Below are 18,790 nucleotides of genomic sequence, written 5' to 3'. Positions count from 1 at the left end.
TCGTCCATCGATGGCCTGCTGGCCATCTGGACGAACCGGCAGGTGGAACGGATGAATCGCACGCTGAAGGACGCTATTGTCCGCCGCTACCACTACGGCAGCCACGACCAGCTCCACAAGTTCGTCATGAGCACGACCTGGAACGACGCGCCGTTGCGGCTTCTCCTGGTGGAGAAGGCAGATCGTCGGGTGGGCGGGCCGATGCCGTGTGGGTGGTCGGCGACCCGGCTCTGCCCGGCAGGGCAGGCCCTCGGCAGGTGGGGTGCGCCAGTTCCGCTACCGGTGGGCCTGCGGCGGTTCCTGCCGGAGATCTGGATGGCCGATGCCGGTCGCGCTGCGCCGCAGCCGGCATCCCGCCAGAGCACCGGCCAGCCCCGGCAGAGGCCGGCCTCGCCCTGATGGAGATCGACCGGCTTTGGCAGCCGGCGCTCGTTTTGGCCAGGTGGTCGCTGCTGCCGGCCAGGGCAGCAGCGCCGCCTTCCGCTCTGGCCTGAGCAGGCGCGGTCTCCTCTGGGCTGTCGGCAGGTGCACAAAACGGCCATGCGACGATGGTGGCACTGCCCTGGTCTGAGGCCGGCACCGGCCGGCCGCGCCAGCCCCCGGTGCCGAGCGAGAAGCCGGTGCCGGCCGGGCAGGCGCTGGCCGAGGCCTTCTGCCATCGCATTTCCTGACGCCGCGGAACGAGGAGCCGCTTGCCGCCGAGTTCGCCGCCGTGCGCGTGCAGCCGTCCTGTGGTCTCGCACTGGGATCCGGCAGGCTTCGTCATCCCGGCCCGACCAGGCCATCTGCGCGAGGTCGCGGCTGCCTGCCGGCGCCCGTTCCACGAGCAGGGCGCCCGTGGACGAAGCGAAGACCTTCGCCGCACCCTGACTGCCCATCGGGAATGTGGGCGACCTTCAGCATCCGGGACAAATCCTCGTGCCGGACCGGGAGAACCCCCAGCTGGAGCGTGTGGTCAGCAGCGGGCCGTTCGGGGACCAGGCGCCACCCCCTCAGGAACTCCCTGACCTTCGGGGGAAGGCCAGCACGCAGGCTCGAACTCTCCTCGAGTGGCCCGCCCGCCATGGTGCAGGGCATGCGGGAGGCCGTCAGGGCATGGCCATCGTCATGCGCGGTTGCCGGTGGCCATCACCTGCAGGATCGCCTGGACCAGGCGGCGCTCGCCGATGGGCTTGCCGATGCTGACCGCCCCGGCCAGGACGGCACTGCCCTGCAGACGCGACGGCTGGTAGGCGGTCGCCAGCACGAACGGGATGTTCTGCCGCTCCAGGGCTTCCGCCACCGGCGTCACCATCACGCCACGGAGGTTGACGTCGAGCACGGCCACGTCCGGAAGCCGGGTGTCCAGCAGGTCGAGCGCTTCCTCGACGCTGGTCACCGGCCCCAGCACCTGCCAGCCCTGCGCCAGGATGATGGCCTCCAGCTCCATGGCGAGCAGGAACTCGTCCTCGACGACCAGCACGGTGGGCGCGGGTGATGGCGCATGTGAACCCGCCCGGTCGGGCACTGTTCCTCCTGATGCTCAGCGCATCGGCAGGGTGATCTCCGCCTGCAAACCGTTGGTTGCGAAGGTCAGTTCCGCCCGCCCGTGCAGATCACGTGCCGCCGCGTCGATCAGCCGGGTGCCGAAGCTGCGCGCCGCCGGCTGCCGGACCGCCGGCCCGCCTTCCTCCCGCCAGTGCAGCGACAGGTGCTGATCACCTACGGCATCGCTCAGTGTCCAGCCGATCCGCACCCGGCCATCCGGTACCGACAGGGCACCATGCTTGACCGCGTTGGTGCCGAGCTCATGCAGGATCATGCCGAGCGGCAGCACCTGTTCGGGCGCCAGTGCCACGCTCGGGCCTGATTCGATGACCACCGCCTCGGTGCCCAGCATGGTGGCAACCCGCGAGGCCAGCTCGTGCAGGTCGGGCCGGACCTGGCCGGGGATGGACAGGTCGTAGGTCCTGATGAGGGCGCCGAGCCGGCCGAGGAAGGTGTCCCGGTATTCCTGAGCGGAACGGCCGTGCACCTCGGTCTGCCGGGCCAGAGCCTGGACGATCGCCAGCAGGTTCTTCAGCCGATGCTGGATCTCGCCGATCACGAGATCCTTCTGATGATTGATCCGGCGGCGCTCGGTGACGTCCTCGATGGCGATCAGCAAATGCGGGCTGTTGTTGTCGGGATGGAACAGGCGCTTGGCGCTGAGCAGCATGGTGCGCTGCCCGATGCTCGGGAAGTCGTGGCTCAGCTCATAGTCGACGATGGCATGCGCCTTGGGCACCACCTCCTGGAGCAGCCGGCGCAGCTCGGGGATGTCCCACTGCCCGTTGCCCAGCTCGTAGATCGGCCGGCCGACCGTCTCGTCCCGGCTGACCTCGAAGGTCTCGTAGAAGGCGCGGCTGGCGGTCTGCACGCACAAGGTCTGGTCGAGGACCAGCAGGGGATCGTCGATGGTGTCGATCATGCTCTGGGCCTGGACATGCCCGGTGCGCAGCAGGCGATAGAGGTCTTCCAGGTTCATGCCTGCCATCTTTTCTGGTCGAGCGCCGGCGCTGGCTGCCCAAGGCAGGCTAACGATTTTCTTCCCAGATCGCACGGCCGGGGTTCCAGGGGCGCCCGGGGTCGCGGGCGCGCCGGCTACCTGCTGGTTTGGGTGGTATGACGGGTCGGGGCGGAGACGTGGGGTAGGGCCAGGAACAATATAGGCGGGGCGCTTAGCGCAGCACGCGAAGGCAGAGGTAAGCCAGGCCGGGGAGCCCGGCGCCGACCGCCAGGAGAGCATCATCATGGCCCAGTACCGGCGTCGCCTGATCCAGACGAGGCCGCCGGCGGCACCCCAGATGGCGGCGGCGAGGAACGGCAGGACAGCTCAGATCAGGGCCCAGAAGTAGAACTCCGGCGCCTCGTCCAACTCGCTGCCGGTCGTCAGCAGCATGAAGCTCGGGATCGCGACGAACAGGAACAGGAGCGGCAGGGTGAGCACCGCAGCCGCGATGATCAGGAGGACCGTGGTCAGGATGTCTGCAACGGCTCTTGTCATCGCCGCCTGCCGGGATCCGAATGCGGTTTATGACGTAGAGGCTCATTGATAGGCCAGTGCATCCTATTGCTAGGCCGCCCACGGAACGGCTGGACCGTGATCTTGTTGCAGAGGCCTTCTCCCTTATTGCATTGGAACCACCATGATTGCTGCTGTCATCTTCGACATGGACGGCACGCTGATCGATAGCGTCGATCTGCACGCGGCATCCTGGCAGCGCACCTTCGCCCAATTCGACCATCAGATCGACTATGCCGCCATCCGCGCCCAGATCGGCAAAGGCGGCGACCAGCTGATGCCGGTCTTCTTACCAGACGAGGAGGCCGAGCGGGTTGGTCCTAAGATGGAGCGGTTTCGCAAGGACCTGTTCAAGCAGGACTACTTGGCCAAGGTCCGCGGCTTCCCGGAGGTCCCGGACCTGTTCCGACGCATCCTGGCTGACGGCAAACGCACCGCTATCGCCTCATCAGCCAAGCAGGATGAACTCGCTGCCTTCGAGAAGGCGGCCGGGATCGAGGGCCTTGTTAGCGAGCAAACTTCATCGGACGATGCCGAGCGCTCCAAGCCTTTTCCGGACATCTTCCAGGCGGCCCTTCAACGCCTTTCCCTTCCGGCCGACCAGGCCGTGGTCATTGGCGACAGCCCGCATGACGCCGTCGCTGCCCGTGCGGCGGGGATGACCATTATCGGGGTTCGATGCGAAGGCTTTGCTGAAGCCGATCTTCGCAAAGCTGGCTGCGTCGAGATCTACCAGGACCCGCAGGATCTGTTGAGGAACTACGACCGCTCCCTTCTGGGACGAGGGTGAACCCCCAACCACCTGTCTCCTATCACGCGCAAGCGTCAGGCTGATGATCGTCAAGCCATACAAGGCATGCGCTGCCTTGCGTTTGCCTCTGCGGATGAGCCAGCACGGCTATTCAGTAGCAGCCGCGAGCAGGGACCTGCCCAACTGGGCAGGTCCGGCACTTCGATCCGCAACGGTCGCAATCGCCGTGACTACCTGCTCTGGCACCGCGTGGTGGACCATGTGCCCTGCCCCTGGAACCAGTTGCAGATCGCTGTGCGGGATCTGCTCATGGAGCCGGATGGCATGGCGGCCGACATCCACCACCCGGTCCTGGCTGCCGGCCATGATCACCACCGGCATGCCCAGGCTGGAATAGCCCTGGCGCATCGACGCTGCTCCGTAGGCCATGGTGGCGCCATCCTGCGCCTCGGCCCGGATCTGCGACGGCCGCACCGCCATGCCATGCGCGAAGCCCTTGGCGAAGCGCCCCGGCACGGATAGCGGCGCGAACATGCCCTTGATCAGCAGCGGCAGCAGTGCGGCACCGAGCAGCGGCGAGACCGTGTAGCGCAGCAGGTCGCCCAGCACCGGGACAGCCACCGGCGCCACCAGCAGCGCATCTGCCCGCAAGGTCGGGTGATAGTAGCCGGCCAGCAGCACCAGGCCGCGCACCGCCGCCGGCTCGGCCAGGGCCAGCGCCAGAGCAACGTTGGTGCCCCAAGAATGGCCCACCACTATCGGGTCCTCGATGCCGAGGCGCGCCAACGCGCGGCGCAGCAGCTCCGCCTGCCTTGCTGCCGTCCAGGTCGAGCCCTGCGGCCGGGCACTGTAGCCATAGCCAGGGCGGTCGAAGGCAATGACACGGTGCCGCTCGGCCAGGCGGTCGAACACGCCGCTCAGGATCCAGTCCTCGGCAGTGACGACGTTGCCGTGCAGCAGGACGACCGGGGTGCCCTCGCCCCGCTCGAGATAGTGGAGCCGGACACCGTCGACGTCGATGAAGCGCCCGGTGGGTGGGTGCTGCCGCTCGACCTGGCGGGACCGGTAGATGTTGTAGAGGGCAGCCACGGCCAGTGTGGCCACCGAGGCCGTCAGGATCTTGCCGGTCCGGGACCGCCCCGAGGTACGCCCGATCAGGCCGAGGTGCGCGACGCCTGGGATCTTGGTCAGCAAATCTTGATTCCTTATCCAGCAGCGTGCAAACGCTACTTCTTGTGCCCTGCAACATGCCTGGACCGCCAATGCTGTCGGCCAGGCAGAGTTCCGCTCGGCTTTTGGCGACTGGCTTCTTGCCGGCCGATCCCACGTCGTCTCCTGGGAGCCTCCGACCATGAGGCACCAGCCGAGCCAGCACTGGATCGGTTCACGATCAGGCAAGGAAAAGCCCGACACCGATGGCGCCGGGCTTCCTTCAAACGCGTCGCGCCGGCGTATTAGCGCTTCTTGGCGACTGCCGGCTTGATCTTCTCGACCTCGACGTCGGTGTGCCGGACCGTGTCGCGCACCTTTTCCTGGCGCTCCTCGACCCGCTTGCTGAGGGTGACCTCCTCGGTCACGTAAGCTTCCTTAGCGACCTCGACCTCTTCGGCCGTGCCCAGCATCTCGACGGTCTTCCCCGCAAACGCGGCTTCGGCTTCCTCGGGCTTCAGTTTCCGCTCGGTCGGCTGGCGCTCGACCTCAACATGCTCCTCGCGCAAGGTGACGGTCTTTTCGACCGGCTGCTCGCTCACGCTGGTGGTGGCGCGTACCCCGCCGGTCATGCCCTTGCTCTTGCCGACCGAAAGCTCCTCCTTGACCTCCGTCAGAGTCGTCTCCTCGGCGAGATCGGCGGCCTCTTCGTCCTCCGCTGCCTCATAGCGCTCGAAAATGGCGGCAGCCTTGGCCACCTTGTCCTCGGCAACGGCCGCGGCCACTACGGTCTTGCCGTTGCGCACGGCCTTGGCATAGTCGCTGGCGTCGCTCTTGCCGAAGCCGAGCTCGACGATCTCCGCGACAAGTTGGTCCTGGTCGCCTTTCAGGATCTGCACATCCTGGCTCTTGAAGCCAGCCTTAGTGAGCTCGTCGATGAGCCGTTGGGCGATCTTCGGGGTCTCGATCGTGCCAATGACGGTCGTAGGCATCTGCGACATCCTTGATGATAGGCTACCGCTCCAGGGGTGGATCGGCGGCAAGTATGGTCAGTCCGGGTCTTTGCCGGTCGCTGGATCCAGGTCCTCGACGACCAGTTCCTCACGCCGGAGCGTGACATGCTGCGGCACGCGCTGGATCGTCTGCCGTTTGGTCAGCCGGACTTCTTCGATCGCCCGCAGGCGCTTTTCCACCACGACCACCTCTTCGTGCAGAGTGATGACCATGGTCGCACCTTCCTGCCGGACCGGCACGGGCTCCTCCACCCAGCGATCCAGCGCCACCCGCTCCACCTCGGCCTGCTCGCTGTGGAGCAGCGCGTCGATGAGCTCTTCGTCCTCCCGGACCAGAGTGCGTACGCGCACGCCGCTGGTCAGGTTCTTCCGCTTGCGGATGACCGCCCGCTCCTCGACCACTTGCAGGGTCTCGGCCGGGTTATCGCCGGGCTGATGGGCTACCTGAGCCACTGGATCTCCTTCCGACATGGGGGGTTCCAGCTGATCACAGCGCTGGATGAGGTTGGTCTTGCGCCTGCCGTCGGCAGGCGTGCCATGATCACCGACGGGAGAGCGGCGACAGGTCCACCTGCGTCCTGGTCATTGCCGAGAACATGGTCGCCTGGGCCGTCTCGAGGTAGCGCCGGGCGAACTGCGCTGAGCGTTCCATGCTGGCGTGCAGGAAGTCCGCCTGGATCTGCGCAGCTTCACTCAAGTTGAACGTGCCGGTCAGCTTGGTGAAGACCTCGAGATTGTGTTGAGCCTGCTCGCTCAACAGCTGCGAAAGCGCCTGCCCGAATTCCTTCGTATCCTGCGCCGTCCGGCCAGCCATCGCACGCCCGGTCTCGAGTGTCGCCGCAGTGCTCTTCTGCATTTCTGTCACGCCGCTGCGTGCGGCGTCCTGGGTTTTGGCGACCCTCACGCCGACTGCGTCTGCCGTCTGGTCCGTCATGCGCTGGCTGAGTTCGGCAACGTTGTCACTGGCTTTGCCGGCCTGGGTCTTGGAGATTTGCGCCATGAAAGCTGGCCTCGCAGTATCAGAATGGGAGCAAGCAGGAAGCCTGTGTGTCGAAACATCATGTAGTTCGCTATGCTGCATTGCACAATGGCGAATAAAAATAATATTGAGTTCTACGAAATAAACAAATTATTTGCAATTTATTAAGCTACATATTCATATATGTAGTCTATTTTAGATCGTATTAAACTTATATTTACCCAATCCTGCTAATTTACTAGTCTGCATCTCTTCGGTAGTATTGCGTCGGGGCAGATGCTCATTGTCTGCCTTGTTTTTATTTCGCCAAAGTAGAGATGATTAAGGCTCACCAGTATTATGCCGAACTGTTTTAGCTATCACACTAATCAATCAACTGATTTATGTTATGAGCATTTATTTTTTACCCTATATGGTAAAAATAGTTAGTTTACCATAAACGTGCAAGCGTACTTCTTGCTATTAATTCTAACAAGTAATCGATATACTAGAAATTCGTTTCCGATATGACACTACATAATAAGATATAGTGTAATCAACGTTTGGATGGTAATAATATCACACTTGCTTTATGCATCTTGAGAACTACTTAAAGCTAAGGAAGGCAGGTTATGTCGCCCAATGTTCCGAGGAGGGGCATTCGGTCGGATGATTGTTTTCCTGACAAAAGGCTCTTTTGTGGGTCGCACTTCGTGATCCAGACGTGCCTATCTAAAACGGAATCTTCATGACTATCGGAACCGTCAAGTGGTTCAACCCCGGCAAGGGCTTTGGTTTCATCGCTCCGGACGAAGGCGGCAATGATGCCTTTGTTCATGTCAGCGCTGTTCAGCGGGCAGGGCTCAGCGATCTGCACGAGGGCCAGAAGGTCGAGTTCGACCTGGTGCAGGATCGCAAGAGCGGCAAGCTTTCCGCCGACAATCTGAGGCTCATGGCGTAACCGAGCTGACGGCGCAGCACCTATGAAGTCGGCCAATCGGTGAGCATCGAACATCCAGACTGGCGGCCATTAGGCAATGAGCCCTGATCGATATGCTACAGTAGCCTTCTGATAGGCCTGTTGTCTTGATGGCCCTGCACCTGGAAAGGTAGCAGGGCCTTTGTTTTTCTGCTTTCTGCTTTCTGCTGATCAAGCGGCAAGTACTAAATGCCGCTCCTGGCAGGAAGAGGGGAGTCGTTAGTTGAAAGCGAGTATCGCCCTCGGCTTTCACTGAGATCGGCAGCTTTTCGCCGCCCAGCGGGAAGGGTGCCGGCTGGAAAGGTAGCCTTGAACCTGATGCCGCTATGGTGTCCCTTTGGCCGACGCACCCTGCCCTCCCCCTGGGATGATGCTCCCGTTCGTGGGGAGCTCTTCGGCATCGAGCGGCTCGAACAGCATGGGCAGAGCCTGGCTACCGCGCAACAAGGAACAGGACAGCATCCAGCAGCCCTGTCATTGCACGCTCGACTGAATGACAATGCTGCGGTTCTTCTTGCTGCCTACCGGGCTAGTGCCAGGGAGCTGGAAGGCGGGCGGGAGATCGTTCCTGCTGCCGAATGGTTGCTGGACAACTATCATCTTGTTGAAGAGCAAATTCGCGAAATTAAAGATGATCTTCCGATAGGGTATTACCGGCAGCTGCCGAAGCTGGCCACGGGGCCGTTTGCGGGATACCCGAGAGTGTTCGGTATCGCCTGGGCCTTCGTGGCCCACACGGACAGTTATTTCGATGCCGATACGCTGCGCAAATTTGTTCTGGCCTATCAGCGCGTTCAGCCACTGACCATTGGTGAACTGTGGGCGATAGCGATCACGTTGCGTATCGTGCTGGTGGAGAATTTGCGCCGGCTTGCCGACCAGATCACGGTCGGCCTTGCCTCGCGCGCCGAGGCCGATGCTCTGGCGGACAAGCTGCTGGCCTCAGGCAGTTCCGCCCGATCCGTGCTCGAGGCGGACATCGGCGCGCGTTCCATGGAGCCCTTGTCCGAGCCATTCGCGATGCAACTCGCCAAGCGGCTGAGGAACCAGGATCCGCGCACGATGCCGGCACTCGAATGGCTGGAAGAGCGCTTGGGTCTCCAGGGTGCTTCGGTCGAGGAAGTGGTGCACCGCACCCAGCAGCGTCAGGGCGCTTCCAATGTCTCGGCGCGCAACGTCATCACCAGCATGCGGCTGATCTCGGACACCGATTGGGCGGAGCTGTTCGAGAGCGTCAGCCTCGTTGATGAACGGCTGCGAGCGGGCAGTGCGTTCGGCGCAATGGATTTTCCGACGCGCGATCTCTATCGGAGTGCCATCGAGCAGCTGGCACGTGGCTCCTCGCTATCGGAGCTCGAGATCGCCGATCGCGCCCTGGCCGCATCACATGCAGCAGATGGAGCGGCAGGTTCAACCGATCGGGCGCGTGCTCGCGATCCCGGCTACCACCTGATCGGCAACGGTCGGCATGGGCTGGAGCAGGCAATCGGATTCCGGCCATCTTCCCGGCTCCGGATCAGTCGCTTCAACAGCCAGCTGGGGATCGGCGGCTACATCGCCGCCACCCTCGTCGTCGCTGCGATCCTGATGGCAATCGCACTGTGGACCTTGGCAATCCCCGGTGTCGAAATCGGCTGGCTCGTGCTGCTTGGAATGGTGGCATTTCTGCCGGCGACGGAAGTTGCCAACGCCCTCGTCAACCGCATCGTCACCATGATGTCCGGCGCAGCACCGCTGCCGGGTCTCGAACTGGCGGAAGGTATTCCGCCGTCGCTTCGGACGCTCGTGGTCGTGCCGACCTTGCTCACCAGCAAGGTTGATCTGCTCGAACAGATCGAGCGGCTCGAAGTCCATCACCTCGCGAGCGCCGGCAGCGACTTGACCTACGCGCTTCTGTCGGACGGGATCGATGCGGATCAGGAGATCCTCGAAAACGACGAGCGTCTGCTCACCATGGCTGACGAAGCCATCGCGCAGCTGAACCGCCACTACGGGCCTGGCCCCGATGGCGACCGCTTCCTCATCCTGCACCGGCGCCGCATCTTCAATGCGGGCGAGAACAAGTGGATGGGATGGGAGCGGAAGAGAGGCAAGCTGCACGAGCTCAACCGGCTGCTGCGCGGTGCCACGGACACCAGCTTCGTGGCGATTGCCGGGCGTGATCCGGCCGTGCCGGTCGATGTGCGCTACGTCATCACGCTCGACGCCGACACCCGGCTGCCGCGGGACGCGGCACGCCGCCTGATCGGCAAGATGGCGCACCCGCTCAATCAGCCTGTCTTCAGCGAGACCGAGCAACGCGTTGTCGACGGCTACGGTATCCTGCAGCCGCGCGTCACCCCTTCCCTGCCAACTCGGCGGGAAGGGTCGCTGTTCCAGCGGGTCTTCTCCAGCCCGGGCGGCATGGATCCCTATGCCGCGGCCGTCTCGGACGTCTATCAGGACCTCTTCGGCGAGGGCTCCTATACCGGCAAGGGCATCTATGATGTCGACGCCTTCAGGGCAGCACTGGCTGACCGCGTGCCCGAGAACACGATGCTCAGCCACGATCTCTTCGAGGGCGTGTTCACCCGCGCCGGCCTCGCGTCGGACGTGGAGGTCGTCGAGGATTTTCCCGCACGTTATGACGTCGCCGCCCGGCGCCAGCATCGCTGGACCCGCGGCGATTGGCAGCTTCTCCCCTGGATGCTCGCATCCAGAGCAGGAAAGTGGTCGGTTCCACCGATCGGCCTTGGCAAGATGGGGGACAATCTGAAGCGGTCGCTGGTGCCGCCGCTGACCCTGCTCACCCTCGCCATCTGCTGGATGCTGCCGATGCCGGCGGCATTGCAGGGAACATTGCTTGTCCTTGCAGCCGCTGCGATCCCGGCGTTCCTGCCGACGGCTTTCGCGCTGCTGCCGCGGCGGCCCGGGATCCGCCTGCGCAATCATCTTCGTACCCTTGCTGCCGATCTGAGGCTGGCAGCCTTGCAGACGGTTCTCTCCATCGCCTTCCTTGCCGACCAGGCCTGGCGCATGGGTGACGCGATCATCCGGACGCTCACCCGGCTGTTCGTGACACGCCGCAATCTGCTCGAGTGGACCACCGCTGCCCAGTCGATGCTGAGCCCTCGCCTCGATCTGGTCGGGTTCTATCGCCGGATGGCAGGTGGCACCGCACTCGGCCTTGCCGCCGTGGCCATTGCTGTCATCTTCGCCCCGGACTCCTGGCCGGTCGCCCTGCCCTTCGCGCTGCTCTGGCTGGCGGCACCGGCCATCGCCTTGTGGATCAGCAGATCCCCGAAGACTACAGCGCAGCTCTTCGTCCCCGAGGCCGACCGGCACCAGCTGCGCCAGGTCGCGCGGCGTACTTGGCGGTTCTTCGAGGCCTTCGTCACGCCGGCCGACAACATGCTGCCACCGGACAATTTTCAGGAGGATCCGGAGCCCGTCGTGGCGCACCGGACGTCCCCGACCAACATGGGCCTCTATCTGCTTTCGGCGGTCGCCGCCCGGGACTTCGGCTGGGCTGGAACGATGGAGACCATCGAGCGGCTGGAAGCGACGCTCACCTCCATGCAGAAGCTCCCGCGCTTTAAAGGCCATTTCTTCAACTGGTATGAGACGCGCGACCTGCGCGTGCTCGATCCTGCCTATGTCTCTTCCGTCGACAGCGGCAATCTCGCTGGCCACCTGATCGCGCTCGCCAATGCCTGCGAGGAATGGATCGAGGCGCCGCTCGCCGGGCAGGCACGAAGCGGCATGATGGACGACCTTCGCTTGACGCGCGACGCCCTGGGCACGCTGCCGGTTGCACCCAACGGCCATCAACGACAGCTCGCCGCCAGTCTCAACGAGATCGAGGCGCTGCTGAACAGCGCGCAGGCGATCGAAACGTCCTCTCCGGCGTTGCAGCGCCTTGCCGACAAAGCGGCTGGCGCGGCCGCCCTGACCCCGACGATCGAGGACGGGAATGCCCCGGACCTGGTGTTCTGGATCAATGCGCTGCGGGCGGCCGTCGCCGAGCATGGCCGCGACCGGCTCCAGCTCACCGAGGCACCCCATGCCCTGAAGCGCCGGCTGCAGGCGATCGCCGACACTGCGCGCGAGCTGGCGCTCGGGATGGATTTCGCCTTCCTGCTCGATCCCCAGCGAAAGCTGCTCTCGATCGGCTATTCCCGCACCGAGAACAGGCTCGATCCGAACTGCTATGATCTCCTGGCTTCCGAGGCGCGGCTGGCGAGCCTGTTCGCCATCGCCAAAGGGGATGTCGACACCCGGCACTGGTTCCGCCTTGGCCGCGCCGCGACGCCGCTTGGTGGTGGCTCGGCGCTGATCTCCTGGTCAGGATCGATGTTCGAGTATCTGATGCCATCCCTGGTGATGCGCGCACCGGCAGGCAGCCTGCTCGAGCAGACCAATCGCCTGGTGGTGGCCCACCAGCAAGCCTACGGGCGCTCCCTGGGCGTTCCGTGGGGCATCTCGGAATCCGCCTACAATGCCCGCGACCTGGATCTCACCTACCAGTACTCGAACTTCGGCGTGCCGGGCCTCGGGTTGAAGCGTGGCCTTGCCCAGAACCTGGTGATTGCGCCCTACGCGACCGGTCTGGCCGTCATGGTCGACCCGCGAGGTGCCCTGCAGAACTATGACCGGCTCGCCGGCATGGGAGCCCGAGGCCGCTATGGCTTCTATGAAGCCGTCGACTTCACTCGGTCGCGCCTGCCGGATGGCGAGAACTGCGCGATCGTCCGCAACTTCATGGCTCATCACCAGGGCATGACCATCGTCGCCATCGCGAACGTGCTTCAGGACGGCTGCATGCGTGCCCGCTTCCATCGGGAGCCGATGATTCAGGCGAGCGAGCTCCTGCTGCAGGAGCGCATGCCGCGGGATGTCGCCGTTGCTCATCCTCGGGCCGAAGAGGTCAGGACGGCCGCGGCGGAGGCCGGCGCCGAGGTTCCGACGGTGCGCCGTCTGGTCGAAGCTGCCGGTGGCGCGCCGGTTACTCATCTCCTTTCGAACGGGCAGTATGGCGTCATGCTGACGGCGGCAGGGTCGGGCTACAGCCGCTGGGGCGAGACCGCCGTCACGCGATGGCGTGAAGACGCCACGCGCGACGATTGGGGCTCTTACGTCTTCTTGCGCGACACGCAGAGCGGGGCCGTCTGGTCGGCAGGCGCGCAGCCGGTCGGGAACGATCCGGAACGCTACGAGGTCCTGTTCGGCGAGGACCGCGCCGAGTTCGTCCGGCATGACGGCACGCTGACCACGGCACTGGATGTGCTGGTCTCGGCGGAGAATGCCGAAGTGCGCCGGGTATCGCTCACCAACACCGGGCGTCGCCCGCGCGAGATCGAGCTTACCTCCTATGCCGAACTGGTGCTGACGACGGCCGCCGCCGATAACGCGCACCCTGCCTTCTCGAAGCTGTTCGTCCAGACCGAGTATCTCGCGGAGTTCGGGGCACTCATCGCTACCCGTCGCCCGCGCACACCCGGAGAGCCGGAGATATGGGCAGCCCACTTCGCCGTCATCGAGGGCAAGGTCACTGCCGAGCCGGAGTATGAGAGCGATCGGGCCCGCTTCATTGGCCGGGGCCGGACCATCGGCACGGCTGCCGCCATGACCGGCGGTAACTCCCTTTCGAACACGAGCGGCACGGTCCTGGACCCGATCTTCGCGCTGAGACGCCGCGTCACCATCCCGGCCGGCACGGTTGCACGCGTCGCATTCTGGACCGTTGTCGCATCGTCGAGAGCCGAGCTTCTGGATCTCGTCGACACGCACCATGACCGTAGCGCTTTCGACCGGGCGAAGACCCTGGCCTGGACCCAGGCCCAGGTCCAGCTTCGCCACCTCGACGTCAAGGCGGACGAAACGGCCGACTTCCAGAGGCTGGCTGCACCGATCATCTACGCCGACCCTCGCTTCAGGGCACCCTCCGACAGCATCGCACGAGGTGCCGGCGGCCAGTCAGGCCTGTGGCCGCACGGTATTTCGGGTGACCTGCCGATCGTTCTCCTTTCGATCGACGATATCGAGGATCTGGCCCAGGTCCGCCAGCTTCTACGCGCTCACGAGTACTGGCGCATGAAGCAGCTCAGCGTCGATCTCGTGATCATCAACGAGCGCGCCGCCTCCTATGTGCAGGATCTGCAGATCGCGATCGAAACCGCGGTGCGCAGCAGCCAGTCGCAGCTGCGACCTGGTCAGGAACTCGCCAAGGGCTCGGTTCACGTCCTCCGTGCCGACCTGCTGAACGTGCCGGCGCGCGCCCTGCTGCTGTCCGTCGCCCGGGTCGTGTTGCGCGCCAGGGCGGGAAGCATCGCCGATCAGCTGCTACGCCTGCCGCCGCCGCGCCCATCGGCCCCAACCGGGCAGCCAAGGACTTCTGTGTCTGTGCCGGCGCCCCATCCCGAGCCGACCGGGCTGGAATTCTTCAATGGCCTGGGAGGTTTCGCGAAGGACGGCCGGGAATACGTCACCATCCTCGACGCCAGCCGATCGACGCCGGCGCCCTGGATCAACGTGATCGCCAATCCCGGGTTCGGCTTCCAGGTCGCGACGGAAGGCAGCGGCTATAGCTGGGCCGGCAACAGCCGCGAGAATCAGCTCACTCCCTGGTCGAACGATCCGGTGAGCGATCCGACCGGCGAGGCCATCTATGTTCGCGACGAGGCGACGGGTGAGCTTTGGAGCCCGACCGCGCAGCCGATCCGCGACGGCGGGACCTATGTGGCCCGGCACGGCCACGGCTACAGCCGTTTCGAGCATACGGTGAACGGGATCGAACTCGACCTCCTGCAGTACGTGCCGCTGGAAGACCCGATCAAGATCACCCGCCTGACCCTGCGCAACCTGTCGGGGTCGCGCCGCCGGCTCTCGGTGACCGCCTATCTGGAATGGGTGCTCGGCACCTCGCGCGGCGCATCGACCCCCTACATCACGACTGAGATCGACAAGGATACCGGTGCGATGCTGGCGTGCAATCGCTGGAGCAGCGCCTTTGGCGACCGGGTTGCGTTCGCGGACCTGGGCGGCCGGCAGACCGCCTGGACGGCAGACCGCACCGAGTTCCTTGGCCGCAACCGGACGCTGGCCGCTCCGGCCGCACTCACGGCAAAAGCACCATTGTCCGGACGGATCGGGGCCGGCTTCGACCCCTGCTCGGCGCTGCAGACCGTCATCGAGCTTGCGCCTGGCGAAACCACCGAGATCCTGGTCCTGCTCGGGCAGACCGGATCGGCCGAGGAAGCCCGGGCACTGGTCTCCCGCTACCGGGAGGCCGATCTCGACGCCGTTCTCGATGAGGTGCTGCGCCATTGGGACGAGGTCCTGGGGGCGGTGCAGGTGAAGACGCCCGACCGGGCGATGGACATCATGCTGAACGGCTGGCTGCTCTATCAGACGCTTGCCTGCCGCATCTGGGCGCGCTCGGCGTTCTACCAGGCGAGCGGCGCCTACGGCTTCCGCGACCAGCTCCAGGACGGCATGGCCCTGGCCTTTGCCCGGCCGGAAATGACCCGCCACCATCTGCTTCGCGCCGCTGCCCGGCAGTTCGTCGAGGGCGATGTCCAGCATTGGTGGCTCCCGCACTCGGGCCAGGGGGTGCGGACCCGGATCTCCGACGACCGCGTCTGGCTCGCCTTCGGTGTCGCCACCTATGTCGAACGCTCCGGTGACGCTGCGATCCTGGATGAGATCGTCCCGTTTCTCGAAGGGCCGGCCCTGGCTCCAGGCGAGCACGACGCCTTCTTCCAGCCAATGGTCGCCGACCAGGCAGCTTCTCTCTTCGAGCACTGCGCGCGCGGACTCGACCAGTGCATCGAGCTCACTGGCGAGCATGGCCTGCCGCTGATCGGCACCGGCGACTGGAACGACGGTATGAACCGGGTCGGGGAGGGCGGCCGAGGTGAAAGCGTATGGCTCGGCTGGCTGCTCCTGCGAACGATCGACCTGTTTGCTCCGCTGGCGGAGACGCGTGACACCGAGTGCGCCCGACGCTGGCGCGCCCATGCGGCATCGGTGCGCGCAGCACTCGAGCGGGATGCCTGGGACGGCGAATGGTATCGCCGGGCGACCTTCGACGACGGCACCTGGCTGGGCTCGGCCGGAAGCGATGAGTGCCGGATCGACTCCATTGCCCAATCCTGGGCAGTGCTCTCGGGTGCCGCCGATCCCGAGCGGGCCGCCATGGCCATGTCCTCCCTGGAAAGGCATCTCATTCGCCAGGACGACGGCATGGCGCTCCTGTTCACCCCGCCCTTCGACAACACGCCGCGTGATCCCGGCTACATCAAAGGCTACCCGCCCGGACTGCGCGAGAATGGCGGCCAGTACAGTCATGCGGCCATGTGGGTGATCCTGGCCTTTGCCGAACTCGGCCAGGGCGACCAGGCGGCGCAGTTGTTCTCCTTGCTCAACCCGATCAACCACGCGCGGACGATGAAAGAAGCTGGCCGCTACAAGGTCGAGCCTTATGTTGTAGCCGCCGACGTCTATTCGGTCGCCCCCCATACCGGGCGCGGGGGTTGGACCTGGTACACGGGCTCCGCCGGCTGGATGTACCGGGCGGGCATCGAGGGCATTCTGGGCATCCGCCGCGAAGGTGCCTTCATCACCGTGAAGCCCTGCATACCCGGCACCTGGTCCGAGTTCGAGGCGACCATCAAGGAAGGGCCGGCAGTCTACCACATCCGGGTAGAGAATCCCGGGAACTGCGGCGGCAGCGTCTCCGAGGCTTTCCTGGATCAGCTCCCTGTTACGAGCGTCGGTGGCAGCGTCCGCATCCCGCTCGACGGAGGCAGCCACAGCCTGCTGATCCGCCTCGGCGCGCCATCATCTCAAGCCAGCAGGTGTACAGTCCCTGTTGAGTCCTGAGGCGTAGTGATCCATTCCACCGCTGACCCGGGAGGGGGACGCGCCATGGGCCGGGTCCTCCATGGCCGCACCACCACGGCACCGAAAGATCCAAGCTGGCCGGGCAACCGCCGGGACGAGGCTCAGGCAAGAAGATCGGTGACACTGGCAAAGTAGCTGAGATACCGGGAACGCTGCTCGTACAACAATGATGCAGGGCACGCAGACTGCACGGGAGCAGGCATGGTCACGTTGAGAATCCGCCACCGGACGACCTATCGCTACAGCAAGCCCGTCGGTCTGCGCCCCCATCGTCTGATGCTTCGGCCGCGGGAGAGCCGCGAGCTCCGCCTGCGGTCCATGGACCTAACGGTTGAGCCGCCCGCGGCGGTGACCTGGGCGCAGGATGTCACAGGCAACATGGTGGCAACTGCCGCTTTTCAGGCCATGACCGACAGCCTGATCATCACTAGCAACGTCGAACTCAAGCTTGACGCCTCGGCCTGGCCCGTCTTTGACATCGCCGCCTCCGCGATCTTCTATCCTTTTCGCTACAGTGACGACGAATGGACGGATCTCGGAGCTTTGGCGGTTCCGCAACATGCTGACCCTGCTGGGCGACTGCGGGAATGGGCTCAGGCCTTCGTCCATAGCAATCCAACCGATACGCTTTCTCTCCTGAAGGACATCAATGCCGGGATCCTGGCTTGGATCTCGTATCAGGAGCGCGAAGAGGAGGGCACCCAGACACCCGTGCAGACGCTGGAACGCGGCTGGGGCTCCTGCCGGGACTTGGCCGTTCTCTTCATCGACGCCGTGCGGACACTAGGATTCGGTGCCAGGATCGTGTCAGGTTATTTGCACAACCCAGCCCAGGACATCGTGGGACGAGAAGGCTCAGGCACCACCCATGCCTGGGCGGAAGTCTACGTGCCGGGTGCTGGCTGGATCACCTTCGATCCCACGAACCGAAGCGTCGGCTCCGCCAACCTGATCCCCGTCGCGATCGGTCGCGATATACGACTGGTGATGCCTGTGGTCGGCAGCTTCGTTGGGATGACCGATGCCTTCCGCGGAATGTCGGTCGAGGTCTGCGTCAGCGCGAAGACATAGGCGTCGTCAGCCTCGGAGAGCCGTACCCTTTGTAGGCCCTCTACGACAGTCGTTGGCGTCCGCCAGGAGAGGTCAGCCAAGCCCAACGTTAGGAAAAGCCGGCTGTCGCCGAGATGACCGAGGCGCTCAACACGCCAAGCTTGACGGCGTTCAGAACGATCGACCTCGAAAACCAGTTCGGGCAATGACGCATTGTCACCGCAACATCCAGTTGGCCGACCAATGAAACGATGTTCTTAATAGGAAAATTCTAATTATGCAGATGTTATATACTACTAGGGCATAATTATATTTTGCACGGTAAGATACATTATTATCTATATTGCTTTTTGTCATAATTGGACCATATCTATATCAGGCTTGAGTCTTAATATGCGTTAATTGGCTGGAGAGAAGATCATGACTGATATCATTATTTTACATCTGGGACTCCACGAGCCTTACGGTGTGCACGAGCGTCTGTTGTTGAATGCTCTTGACGACGTTGGTTGGCGTCGTGGGAGCGGGACAGCCTGGCTGCCACCGGCTGGACGACGGCTGACAGCTGGCCTCGAGGCGCTGCACCAGAATCTCAGCCCCGCTTCCGGTTTCGCTACCGAACAGCGGAACGCATCCTGGCAGGAGCTGCAACAGTTTGTTCCTGCTCCACAGCTTGGCAATCGTGCGTGGGAGATTATTTAATTATTACTTGAATTACTTCATCTGTATTCATCGCTATTGCAGCCTCTCCTGGAGGGGATAACTGCCCCAGCTCTCTCACACCCAGCCAGGATAGCTGCGTCCGCAACTGTGGTCGCGACAGCGCAGTCAGGATGACCAGCCGACCTGGCCCATGAGCGGACCGACCGGCTGCCGGCCCGCATCAGATCATGGCGTTACGGTGGCGGCCGCCTGCGGTGCCGGGGCCGCGACGAGCTGGGCGGCACAGCTGGTGGCGGCCGCA

At 64.1% G+C, this 18,790-nt stretch carries 12 protein-coding genes and 1 pseudogene; 6 read left to right on the top strand and 7 right to left on the bottom strand.

Going from position 1 to position 18,790, the window contains the following annotated elements; genetic code table 11:
- Window positions 1-399, top strand: a pseudogene (locus VNS22_RS23595) (hypothetical protein); the annotation flags it as partial.
- Window positions 400-1,105: 706 nt separating this feature from the next.
- On the opposite strand, the gene VNS22_RS23590 reads toward VNS22_RS23595, so the two are convergent.
- The 3 genes from VNS22_RS23590 to VNS22_RS23580 form a co-directional block, all read right to left on the bottom strand.
- Entirely contained in the window at window positions 1,106-1,507 is a 402-nt protein-coding gene (locus tag VNS22_RS23590; RefSeq protein ID WP_325736854.1) for a response regulator, read from the bottom strand.
- Window positions 1,508-1,522: 15 nt separating this feature from the next.
- Window positions 1,523-2,506 (bottom strand): HWE histidine kinase domain-containing protein, encoded by a 984-nt coding sequence (locus tag VNS22_RS23585; protein ID WP_325736852.1) that lies wholly within the window; start codon window positions 2,504-2,506, stop codon window positions 1,523-1,525.
- Between the two features lie 348 nt (window positions 2,507-2,854).
- The gene (locus VNS22_RS23580; RefSeq protein ID WP_325736850.1) at window positions 2,855-3,025 is read right to left on the bottom strand and encodes a hypothetical protein; all 171 of its coding nucleotides are present in this window, start codon (window positions 3,023-3,025) and stop codon (window positions 2,855-2,857) included.
- Between the two features lie 142 nt (window positions 3,026-3,167).
- Between VNS22_RS23580 and VNS22_RS23575 the strand changes: the two genes are divergently transcribed.
- Entirely contained in the window at window positions 3,168-3,833 is a 666-nt protein-coding gene (locus VNS22_RS23575; RefSeq protein WP_325736848.1) for an HAD family hydrolase, read from the top strand.
- A gap of 108 nt (window positions 3,834-3,941) precedes the next feature.
- Here the strand turns inward: VNS22_RS23575 and VNS22_RS23570 are convergent, their stop codons facing one another.
- The 4 genes from VNS22_RS23570 to VNS22_RS23555 all read right to left on the bottom strand — a co-directional run bounded on the left by VNS22_RS23570 (window position 3,942) and on the right by VNS22_RS23555 (window position 6,956).
- Entirely contained in the window at window positions 3,942-4,988 is a 1,047-nt protein-coding gene (locus VNS22_RS23570) for an alpha/beta hydrolase (RefSeq protein WP_325736846.1), read from the bottom strand.
- A 260-nt stretch (window positions 4,989-5,248) separates the two neighbouring features.
- Complete coding sequence (locus VNS22_RS23565) at window positions 5,249-5,986, bottom strand: YsnF/AvaK domain-containing protein (RefSeq protein ID WP_325736844.1); 738 nt, start codon at window positions 5,984-5,986, stop codon at window positions 5,249-5,251.
- A 6-nt stretch (window positions 5,987-5,992) separates the two neighbouring features.
- The gene (locus tag VNS22_RS23560) at window positions 5,993-6,409 is read right to left on the bottom strand and encodes a YsnF/AvaK domain-containing protein (protein ID WP_325736842.1); all 417 of its coding nucleotides are present in this window, start codon (window positions 6,407-6,409) and stop codon (window positions 5,993-5,995) included.
- An 88-nt stretch (window positions 6,410-6,497) separates the two neighbouring features.
- Complete coding sequence (locus VNS22_RS23555; protein WP_325736840.1) at window positions 6,498-6,956, bottom strand: hypothetical protein; 459 nt, start codon at window positions 6,954-6,956, stop codon at window positions 6,498-6,500.
- Between the two features lie 706 nt (window positions 6,957-7,662).
- Between VNS22_RS23555 and VNS22_RS23550 the strand changes: the two genes are divergently transcribed.
- From VNS22_RS23550 to VNS22_RS23535, 4 genes are all read left to right on the top strand, one after another.
- Window positions 7,663-7,875, top strand: a complete 213-nt coding sequence (locus tag VNS22_RS23550) for a cold-shock protein (protein ID WP_191060366.1) — start codon at window positions 7,663-7,665, stop codon at window positions 7,873-7,875.
- A 336-nt stretch (window positions 7,876-8,211) separates the two neighbouring features.
- Window positions 8,212-16,755, top strand: coding sequence for a GH36-type glycosyl hydrolase domain-containing protein (locus VNS22_RS23545; protein WP_325736856.1), 8,544 nt, complete (start codon window positions 8,212-8,214; stop codon window positions 16,753-16,755).
- 222 nt (window positions 16,756-16,977) lie between these two features.
- Entirely contained in the window at window positions 16,978-17,847 is an 870-nt protein-coding gene (locus VNS22_RS23540) for a transglutaminase family protein (protein ID WP_325736838.1), read from the top strand.
- A gap of 399 nt (window positions 17,848-18,246) precedes the next feature.
- Entirely contained in the window at window positions 18,247-18,528 is a 282-nt protein-coding gene (locus VNS22_RS23535) for a hypothetical protein (protein WP_325736836.1), read from the top strand.
- Window positions 18,529-18,790 lie beyond the last annotated feature (262 nt).

The sequence above is a fragment of the Geminicoccus sp. genome (assembly GCF_035556675.1).
Classification (GTDB): Bacteria; Pseudomonadota; Alphaproteobacteria; order Geminicoccales; family Geminicoccaceae; genus Geminicoccus.
This window is presented reverse-complemented; position numbering and strand designations above follow the sequence as displayed.

What these genes read in the sequence shown, in the direction of transcription:
- VNS22_RS23555 (WP_325736840.1), bottom strand. Translation starts at nt 6,956, where the DNA reads ATGGCGCAAATCTCCAAGACCCAGGCCGGCAAAGCCAGTGACAACGTT.
- VNS22_RS23575 (WP_325736848.1), top strand. Translation starts at nt 3,168, where the DNA reads ATGATTGCTGCTGTCATCTTCGACATGGACGGCACGCTGATCGATAGC.
- VNS22_RS23545 (WP_325736856.1), top strand. Translation starts at nt 8,212, where the DNA reads ATGCCGCTATGGTGTCCCTTTGGCCGACGCACCCTGCCCTCCCCCTGG.
- VNS22_RS23535 (WP_325736836.1), top strand. Translation starts at nt 18,247, where the DNA reads ATGACTGATATCATTATTTTACATCTGGGACTCCACGAGCCTTACGGT.
- VNS22_RS23580 (WP_325736850.1), bottom strand. Translation starts at nt 3,025, where the DNA reads ATGACAAGAGCCGTTGCAGACATCCTGACCACGGTCCTCCTGATCATC.
- VNS22_RS23585 (WP_325736852.1), bottom strand. Translation starts at nt 2,506, where the DNA reads ATGAACCTGGAAGACCTCTATCGCCTGCTGCGCACCGGGCATGTCCAG.
- VNS22_RS23550 (WP_191060366.1), top strand. Translation starts at nt 7,663, where the DNA reads ATGACTATCGGAACCGTCAAGTGGTTCAACCCCGGCAAGGGCTTTGGT.
- VNS22_RS23540 (WP_325736838.1), top strand. Translation starts at nt 16,978, where the DNA reads ATGGTCACGTTGAGAATCCGCCACCGGACGACCTATCGCTACAGCAAG.